We start from the raw sequence: 6865 nt of genomic DNA, 5'->3' as shown, positions 1-6865 counted from the left end.
CCCATTCCCCCCCGGGCAGAGGAGCCACCGCCCGCGCCTCCTCGGAGAGATCGGCCATCAGATCCCCCACCACGGTGCAGCGCTGGCGCCAGCGGGGAGGCAACCGGGTGGCGGCCTGGGGGCCCATCGCGGCGATGCGGTCGTTCCAGCGCGGCCAACGGGCCACCCACTCGGCGTAGGTGAGGTGGCGATAGCCGAGGCGAGCCGAGAGCAGCACGGTCCAGAACTGATCGCCCCCCAGGAAGACCACCACCCCATGGGTCGGCCAGGGTCCATGGCGCCGGGGCCTCAGCAGCAGACCCCAGAACTTGCGGGCCGGCACGATGCGAGAGAACAGGCCGAGGTCGCGGGCCACCCGCGCTTCGCTGCCGGTGGCGTTGGGGCAGGGCACGAGCACCAGCTCCAGGGAGCAGGCCGCCCCCGGAACAACGGGTTGAAGCTCCAGCTGCCGATGCAGGCGCTGGGCCAGGGGCCGCACCCAGGTGGTGAGTTCGCCAGGACCGTTGCACACCAGCAAAATCGCTGTGGTGGGCGTGCGGCTCAGCGGCGGCTCTCTCAAGTTGTGGGAAAGAAAAATGCGGATGGCGAGACTTGAACTCGCAAGGCCGAAGCCACACGCCCCTCAAACGTGCGTGTCTACCAATTCCACCACATCCGCGTGGCCGTCAGGAGTCTGGACTCCCTTCGGCTCGTCAATATACCCATCGCCCGTCCCGGCCTCCACCGCCCTGAGGAGGCAAGGGTCAGCACTGATACAGTCCGCTGCGGCCTGGACCCACCACGGATGCCCATCGGCAAGCTGCTGATCGCCAACCGTGGCGAGATTTCCCTCCGCATTCTGCGCAGCTGCCGCGAGCTGGGCATCAGCACGGTGGCGGTCTACAGCACGGTCGACCGCAACGCCCTGCACGTCCAGTTGGCCGATGAGGCGGTCTGCGTGGGAGAAGCTCCCAGCAGCAAGAGCTATCTCAATATTCCCAACATCATTGCCGCGGCGATCTCCCGGGGCGCCGATGCAATCCATCCCGGTTATGGCTTCCTGGCCGAGAACGACCGCTTCGCGGAAATCTGCGCTGCCCACGGCCTCACTTTCGTCGGCCCCTCCCCCGAGGCGATCAGGGCCATGGGGGACAAATCCACCGCCAAGGCCACCATGCAGCGGGTGGGGGTTCCCACCATCCCCGGCAGTGAAGGTCTGCTGGAGGACGCCCAGGAGGCCTCCGTGCTGGCGGCGCGCATGGGCTTCCCGGTGATGATCAAGGCCACAGCCGGTGGTGGCGGGCGGGGCATGCGCCTGGTGCAGGAGCCCGAGCAGCTTGAGGCACTGTTCAAGGCGGCTCAGGGTGAAGCGGAAGCGGCCTTTGGCAACCCCGGCCTCTACATGGAGAAGTTCATCGAGCGGCCCCGCCACGTCGAGGTGCAGATCCTGGCCGACCGCCACGGCAACGTGGTGCACCTCGGCGAGCGCGACTGCTCGATCCAGCGGCGACACCAGAAGCTGCTGGAGGAAGCCCCCAGCCCGGCCCTGGATCCGGAACTGCGCCGGCGCATGGGCGAGGCGGCGGTGGCGGCAGCCCGCAGCATCACCTACGAGGGCGCCGGCACCGTGGAGTTTCTCGTGGATCGCAGCGGCAGCTTCTATTTCATGGAGATGAACACCCGCATCCAGGTGGAGCATCCCGTCACTGAGATGGTCACTGGCTTTGATCTGATCGCCGAGCAGCTGCGCATCGCCGGGGGCGAGCCCCTGAGCATGCGCCAGGAGGACGTGCAGCTGCGGGGCCATGCGATCGAATGCCGCATCAACGCTGAAGACCCGCAGCAGAATTTCCGGCCGGCCCCTGGCCGGATCACCGGCTGGTTACCTCCGGGGGGGCCGGGCGTGCGGGTCGACAGCCACGTGTACACGGGCTATGAAATCCCCCCCTTCTACGACTCGCTGATCGGCAAACTGATTGTCTGGGCGCTCGATCGCGATGCAGCCATCAAGCGCATGCGCAGGGCCCTGAGCGAATGTGCGATCACAGGTATCCCCACCACGATCGAGTTCCACCTGGCCCTTCTGGATCGGCCCGAGTTCCAGAGCGGCGATGTGCACACCAAGTTCGTGGAGCAGGAGATGCTGCCCCCGGCTGATCCGCGGACCTGACTCGGCAACGAACCACTGGCCTCTCGCCAGCGACTGGCTCAGGCCAGGGACTGGCTCTGGCGTAGCACCTGGGTGAGCAGCCCCTGCTGACCCACCACCAGCTCCCTCAGCAAGCTGATCAGCCCCACCCAGATCACCGGGGTCACATCGACACCGCCGATGGCCGGGATCAGCCGGCGGCTGAAGCGCAGCAGCCCCTCGGTGGGCCAGCCGATCAGGCGCATTGCCCCCCGGTTCAGGTCCACCTGCGGATACCAGGTGAGCACGATGCGGAACAGGAACAGCAGGGTCCAGGCCGCCAGGGCCAGGGCCAGCACGGTGTGGAGCACCGGCAGGGCAGACGCCAGCACGGAAACGGCCGTCACAAAGCGGTAAGCAGCGGTGGTCCCATCGTAGGAAGTGGGCGCCGCTGCCTAAGATCCCAGCCGGATCTCATGGCGCCATGACCCCCTCCCTCTCCAACTTCCTCAGCAGCCTCGTGTACGGAGCGATGATCGTGGTGATTCCGATCAGCATCGCCCTGGTGCTGATCAGCCAGAACGACCAGGTCGACCGCAAGCTCTGAGCCGCCGCTGGTTCTGCGGGTCCAGGTCCCTAAACTGGGACCAGCCGTTCACCCCTGGCGGACGGAACAAGTCGTTCGCCTGAGGTTTCAGACGTGGTCAATGCCAGCCTGAACTGGGCCAGCATCGTCGGCATCGTGTTGGCCGTCGGTGGTGCGTTCCTCTATTTCATGAGGAGCTTCAAGCCAGCCCTCGCCCGCGACTACGACGTCTTCTTCGCCGCCGTCGGTCTCCTGTGCGGCGGGATTCTCTTCTTCCAGGGCTGGCGGCTCGATCCGATCCTCCAGTTCGGCCAGTTCCTGCTGGCGGGCACCACCGTCTTCTTCGCCTACGAAAGCGTGCGCCTGCGGGGCGTCACCACCGAGCAGGCGCGGCGCTCCTCCTACTTCGACGACGACGAACCCCTGCCCGCCAGGCCGAGGGTGGGGGGTCGCGCCGGCTGGGATGACGACGTGGAGCGCTTCGAGGAACCCCAGCCCCTGCGCCGGCGGATCCGCTCCCCCCTCAGTGAAGAAGCAGAAGACGAACCGAACTTCTACCGGCCCCGTCGTGAGGCCACCCGGCCAGCCATCCCCGAGCGGGCCGCCAGCCGCCGCTCCACGACCGAAAACAGCTGGGAGGCCCCCGAGCCCAGCCCTCGCCGGGAGCCTGAGTCCTACGGCTCCCGCAGGCCCGCAGACTCCAGAACAGCGGCAGCCAGCGCGGCGGCCTCAGGACCGACCTTCGGCTCCCGTCGGCGAGAGCGTGACAGCGGGGTCGAGCCCCGCCGCGGCAGCCGGCCGGTTCCCAGCAGCGAGACCATGCCACGCTCCAGCCGCCGGCCCGGCCCTGCCGGCGCCACGGAACCGGCCTCCAGCCCCGTCCCTGGCGTGCCCCAGGGCACCCCGATCCGCACTCCAACCGGTGGCAGTGGCAGCCAAGCCACCCCCATGAGCGATGCCGACTACACCCCCCTGCGGCCCACCCCCTCCAGCAGCCGGCCCCGGGACAACAGCTCCCGTTTCGACAGCTGATCACCCGGCCTAGGGCTGGCTCCTTGGCGGCGCTGGCGACGGCCCTGGCCGTGCTCTTGAGCGCATGCTCCCTGCCCTGGGCCCGCCGATCCAGGCCAGCTCCCGCCGCTGGCTGGCCATCGAACCTCAGCCGCCAGGATCCAGCCCTGAGCGGTGATGGTCGCCTGCTGGCCAGCGTGATTGAGCGCCAGGGCCGCTCCACCGTGCTGCTGCAGGAGCGCGGCAATGGAAGGGTGTTGCCCCTGCGCCACCTCAGCCGCTGGCAGCCCCACAGTTCCCCTTCCCTGAGCTGGAGGGGCCGCTACCTGGCCCTGATTGTGCAGCGGGGCAACCGGCGCCTTGCGGTGATTGAAGATCGCCTCACCAACCGGCTGCTGCCTTTGCCCTTACCGGGCGGGCGTGAGCCGGTGAGGCTGAGCCTGGCCCCCGACGGCCAGCGCCTGGCCCTGCAACTGGTGGCCGCTGGCCGCTGGCGGGTGGAGGTGTTCGAGCTGGGGGGTGTGCTGGAGGTGGATCCGCCGGCCGGAGAGCTGCTGCGCACTCCGGCCGGAGCAGCGCCATGACACCCCTGGGGCGCGAAGACTCAGGCGCCGCTCAACTTGGGCTGGCACAGATGGGGTTGATCCTGCTGGCCGCCGGACTCGCCGGACTGGTCACAGCCTGCGCGGCCACGCCCCTGCGCCCCTTGCCGGCGATCAACCAACGGCTGGAGCAGAACGGCAGCAACCGCGATCCCTCCCTGAGCGGCCGCTGGCTGGCCCTGATCAGCGGCCGAGACGGACGCGAGCGGGTGGAGCTGATCGACCTGGATCAGAACCGGCCCGTACCCCTGCCTGGCCTGAACCGCCCCGACGCCCAGCCCCTGAACATCAGTGTCGATGCAAACGGTGAACGGATGGCGCTCATCCGCCAGCGCGACGGCCGCACCGAACTGGCGCTCTACCGCCGCAGCCGGGAAAGTCTGCAGCCGCTGCAGCTGGATCCGCCCGGAGTGCCCCGGCAGGCGCAGCTGAGCGCCGATGGCCGCATGCTGGCGGTGCAGGTCAGCCGGGCCGGACTCTGGCAGGTGGACCTGATCGAGCTGCCCTGAGACTCAGGGCACCAGGCCCGCCCAGTGGAGGAAGGTGTCACCGCTGAGGGCCTCGATCAGCAGCACGGCAGCAAAGCCGAGCATGGCGAAGCGACCGTTCACCCGCTCCGCGTAACCGCTCCATCCGAACGCCGGCACCTCGGAGGTGGTGGCACTGGTGGCGGGGATGGCCTCAGGGTCGCTGGCAGAAGCTGGAGATGACATCAGGTCTCACGGTTGCGGCCAAAGTCATAACCGGCGGCGGGCTGCAGCCGCCAGCCACCCTGGCCATCGAGCTCGAGCACGGTGTCGTGGAAGGCCACAAGCGTGGGCCGGTGGCCCACGCTCACGAAAGCCATCTCCCGCTCCACCAGCAGCTCGTACAGGGCCTTCTCGGTGGCTACGTCAAGGGCGCTGGTGGCCTCGTCGAGGACGACGAAGCGGGGGGAGTTGAGCAGCAGCCGTGCGAAGGCCAGACGCTGCTGCTCGCCGAGCGACAGCAACCGGGGCCAGTCCTGCTTGATATCCAGATCGGGGTAGCGGCCCACCAGTTCGGGCAGGCGCACCTCCTCGAGTACGTGGCGAAGCTGGTCGTCGCTGAAGCGATCAGCCGGCTGGGGGTAGCAGAGCTGCTCCCGCAGGCTGCCCAGCAGCATGTAGGGCTTCTGGGGAATGAACATCAGCTCTCCCACCGGCGGGCGCTGCACATGGCCGGCGGCCGGAGGCCAGAGCCCACTCACCAGCCGCAGGAAGGAGGTTTTGCCGCAGCCCGAAGGCCCGACCACCAGCAGCCGCTGATTGGCCGTCACCTCCAGGCTGAGATCGCTCACCAGCAGGCGGCTGGTGCGGGGCGGAACAAGATCCACATGGCTGACCAGGATCGACTCGGGACGCACGGCAGCGGCAGCGGCACCCATGGCGCCTCCGGCGGAGGCCTGCTCGGCGGCCACGAACTCGGCCATCTCGGCATTGATCGCCTCCACCTTGCCCTGGAAGCCCTCGAGACGGCTGATGGAGGCGGAGAAGGCCGCCAGCCGGTCGATGTTGTTGACGATGTAACTGACCGAGAACAGCACCTGGGAGAAGGCGATGCTGGCCTGGCCGAAGACGCCGAAGTCCACCTGCTTGGCGAAGTAGATCGGCGCGATCACCAGCCACGGCAGAAAGCGGGAAAAGTAGTCGTAGGAGCGCTGGATCACCTGGATCAGGGCTTCCCAGATGATCAGCCGGTTGTAATTGACGATCACCCCGTCGAGGCGGCGTTCACCCTCCTTCTGCTCCTGGCGCTCCCCGCGGTAGAAGGCGATCGATTCGGCATTGTCGCGGATGTGGACGAGGCCATAGCGGAAATCAGCCTCCAGCTTCAGTTGCTGATAGTTCAGGTTCACCAGCTTGCGGCTGGCGAACACGATCAGGGCTGTGCCGCCCACCGAATAGGCCAGCAGCCAGAGGGCCAGGGTCTGGTTGATGCTCCAGAGAACGATGATGAAACTGAAGAAGGTGAGCAGGGCGGCGATGATCTCCACCGTCACGCTCAGACTGGTGGCCGTGAAGCTGGCCGCGTCCTGGGAGATCCGCTGGTCCGGGTTGTCGATCTCCTCGATGCTTTCGTCGTTGGGATTGAGAACGTAGTAAGCCCGATTGGTGAGGTAGCGGCCCAGCATGCGGCCGCTCAGCCATTCCCGCCACATCAGGCCCAGCTTCGGGATCAGGTAGCTCTGGATGGCGCGGATCGGCAGGGCCAGCACCAGACAGAAGGCGTAGATCGCAACGATCTTCCAGAACTCCTCTTCCTTGTACGCCACCAGAACGTTGTCGATGTTCCGGGCGATGTAGCTAATGCCCACGTTGATGCCATTGATCACCAGGATCAGCAGGGCGATCACGCCGAGGAGCAGCCAGGGCAGCCAGCGTCCCTGGCGCAGCTTGCCCCGCAGGGCCACGAAGCAGGAGAGGCCGGCGACAAACAACACCATCACGACCACGCCGATCGGTCCGCTCCAGATCGCCGCCACCTGCTCGGGGACCCCAGGCAGGAAGCGGTTGCGCAGCTCGGGGATCCAGGCACCGG

The 6865-nt window shown here is 67.5% G+C and carries 8 protein-coding genes, 1 tRNA gene and 1 pseudogene; 5 read left to right on the top strand and 5 right to left on the bottom strand.

Going from position 1 to position 6865, the window contains the following annotated elements; all coding sequences use genetic code 11:
- A pseudogene (locus KBY78_RS14795) lies at window positions 1-559 on the bottom strand (glycosyl transferase); the annotation flags it as partial.
- 17 nt (window positions 560-576) lie between these two features.
- A tRNA-Leu gene (locus tag KBY78_RS14790) sits at window positions 577-658 on the bottom strand.
- Window positions 659-784: 126 nt separating this feature from the next.
- On the opposite strand from KBY78_RS14790, the gene accC reads away from it, so the two are divergent.
- Window positions 785-2149: an acetyl-CoA carboxylase biotin carboxylase subunit gene (accC, locus tag KBY78_RS14785; RefSeq protein ID WP_255144278.1), complete on the top strand. Its 1365-nt coding sequence runs from the start codon at window positions 785-787 to the stop codon at window positions 2147-2149.
- 38 nt (window positions 2150-2187) lie between these two features.
- Here the strand turns inward: accC and KBY78_RS14780 are convergent, their stop codons facing one another.
- The gene (locus KBY78_RS14780) at window positions 2188-2514 is read right to left on the bottom strand and encodes a YggT family protein (RefSeq protein WP_006172064.1); all 327 of its coding nucleotides are present in this window, start codon (window positions 2512-2514) and stop codon (window positions 2188-2190) included.
- A 77-nt stretch (window positions 2515-2591) separates the two neighbouring features.
- On the opposite strand from KBY78_RS14780, the gene psbX reads away from it, so the two are divergent.
- The 4 genes from psbX to KBY78_RS14760 all read left to right on the top strand — a co-directional run bounded on the left by psbX (window position 2592) and on the right by KBY78_RS14760 (window position 4815).
- Window positions 2592-2714, top strand: coding sequence for a photosystem II reaction center X protein (gene psbX, locus KBY78_RS14775; RefSeq protein WP_006172065.1), 123 nt, complete (start codon window positions 2592-2594; stop codon window positions 2712-2714).
- A 93-nt stretch (window positions 2715-2807) separates the two neighbouring features.
- The gene (locus KBY78_RS14770) at window positions 2808-3725 is read left to right on the top strand and encodes a Ycf66 family protein (RefSeq protein ID WP_255144277.1); all 918 of its coding nucleotides are present in this window, start codon (window positions 2808-2810) and stop codon (window positions 3723-3725) included.
- A 23-nt stretch (window positions 3726-3748) separates the two neighbouring features.
- Window positions 3749-4288 (top strand): Tol biopolymer transporter periplasmic protein, encoded by a 540-nt coding sequence (locus tag KBY78_RS14765; protein WP_255144276.1) that lies wholly within the window; start codon window positions 3749-3751, stop codon window positions 4286-4288.
- Window positions 4285-4815 (top strand): hypothetical protein, encoded by a 531-nt coding sequence (locus tag KBY78_RS14760; protein ID WP_255144275.1) that lies wholly within the window; start codon window positions 4285-4287, stop codon window positions 4813-4815. The genes KBY78_RS14765 and KBY78_RS14760 overlap by 4 nt, the downstream gene beginning before the upstream one ends.
- Window positions 4816-4818: 3 nt before the next feature.
- On the opposite strand, the gene KBY78_RS14755 is transcribed toward KBY78_RS14760, so the two are convergent.
- Together KBY78_RS14755 and KBY78_RS14750 are read right to left on the bottom strand one after the other, a co-directional pair.
- On the bottom strand, window positions 4819-5019 hold the full coding sequence (locus KBY78_RS14755; RefSeq protein WP_006172069.1) for a chlorophyll a/b-binding protein: 201 nt from the start codon (window positions 5017-5019) through the stop codon (window positions 4819-4821).
- Window positions 5019-6865, bottom strand: a 1847-nt coding sequence (locus tag KBY78_RS14750; protein WP_255144274.1) for an ABC transporter ATP-binding protein/permease, incomplete at its 5' end; no start/stop codon positions are given. The genes KBY78_RS14755 and KBY78_RS14750, both read right to left, overlap by 1 nt.

Origin of the sequence: Synechococcus sp. EJ6-Ellesmere, assembly GCF_024345875.1 — a bacterium.
GTDB classification, from domain to species: domain Bacteria; phylum Cyanobacteriota; class Cyanobacteriia; order PCC-6307; family Cyanobiaceae; genus Regnicoccus_A; species Regnicoccus_A antarcticus.
Note: the sequence above shows the minus strand (reverse complement) of the source record. Positions and strands in the feature narration are given on the sequence as shown.

Coding starts and splice junctions, on each gene's coding strand:
- accC (WP_255144278.1), top strand. CDS start 785: ATGCCCATCGGCAAGCTGCTGATCGCCAACCGTGGCGAGATTTCCCTC.
- psbX (WP_006172065.1), top strand. CDS start 2,592: ATGACCCCCTCCCTCTCCAACTTCCTCAGCAGCCTCGTGTACGGAGCG.
- KBY78_RS14760 (WP_255144275.1), top strand. CDS start 4,285: ATGACACCCCTGGGGCGCGAAGACTCAGGCGCCGCTCAACTTGGGCTG.
- KBY78_RS14755 (WP_006172069.1), bottom strand. CDS start 5,019: ATGTCATCTCCAGCTTCTGCCAGCGACCCTGAGGCCATCCCCGCCACC.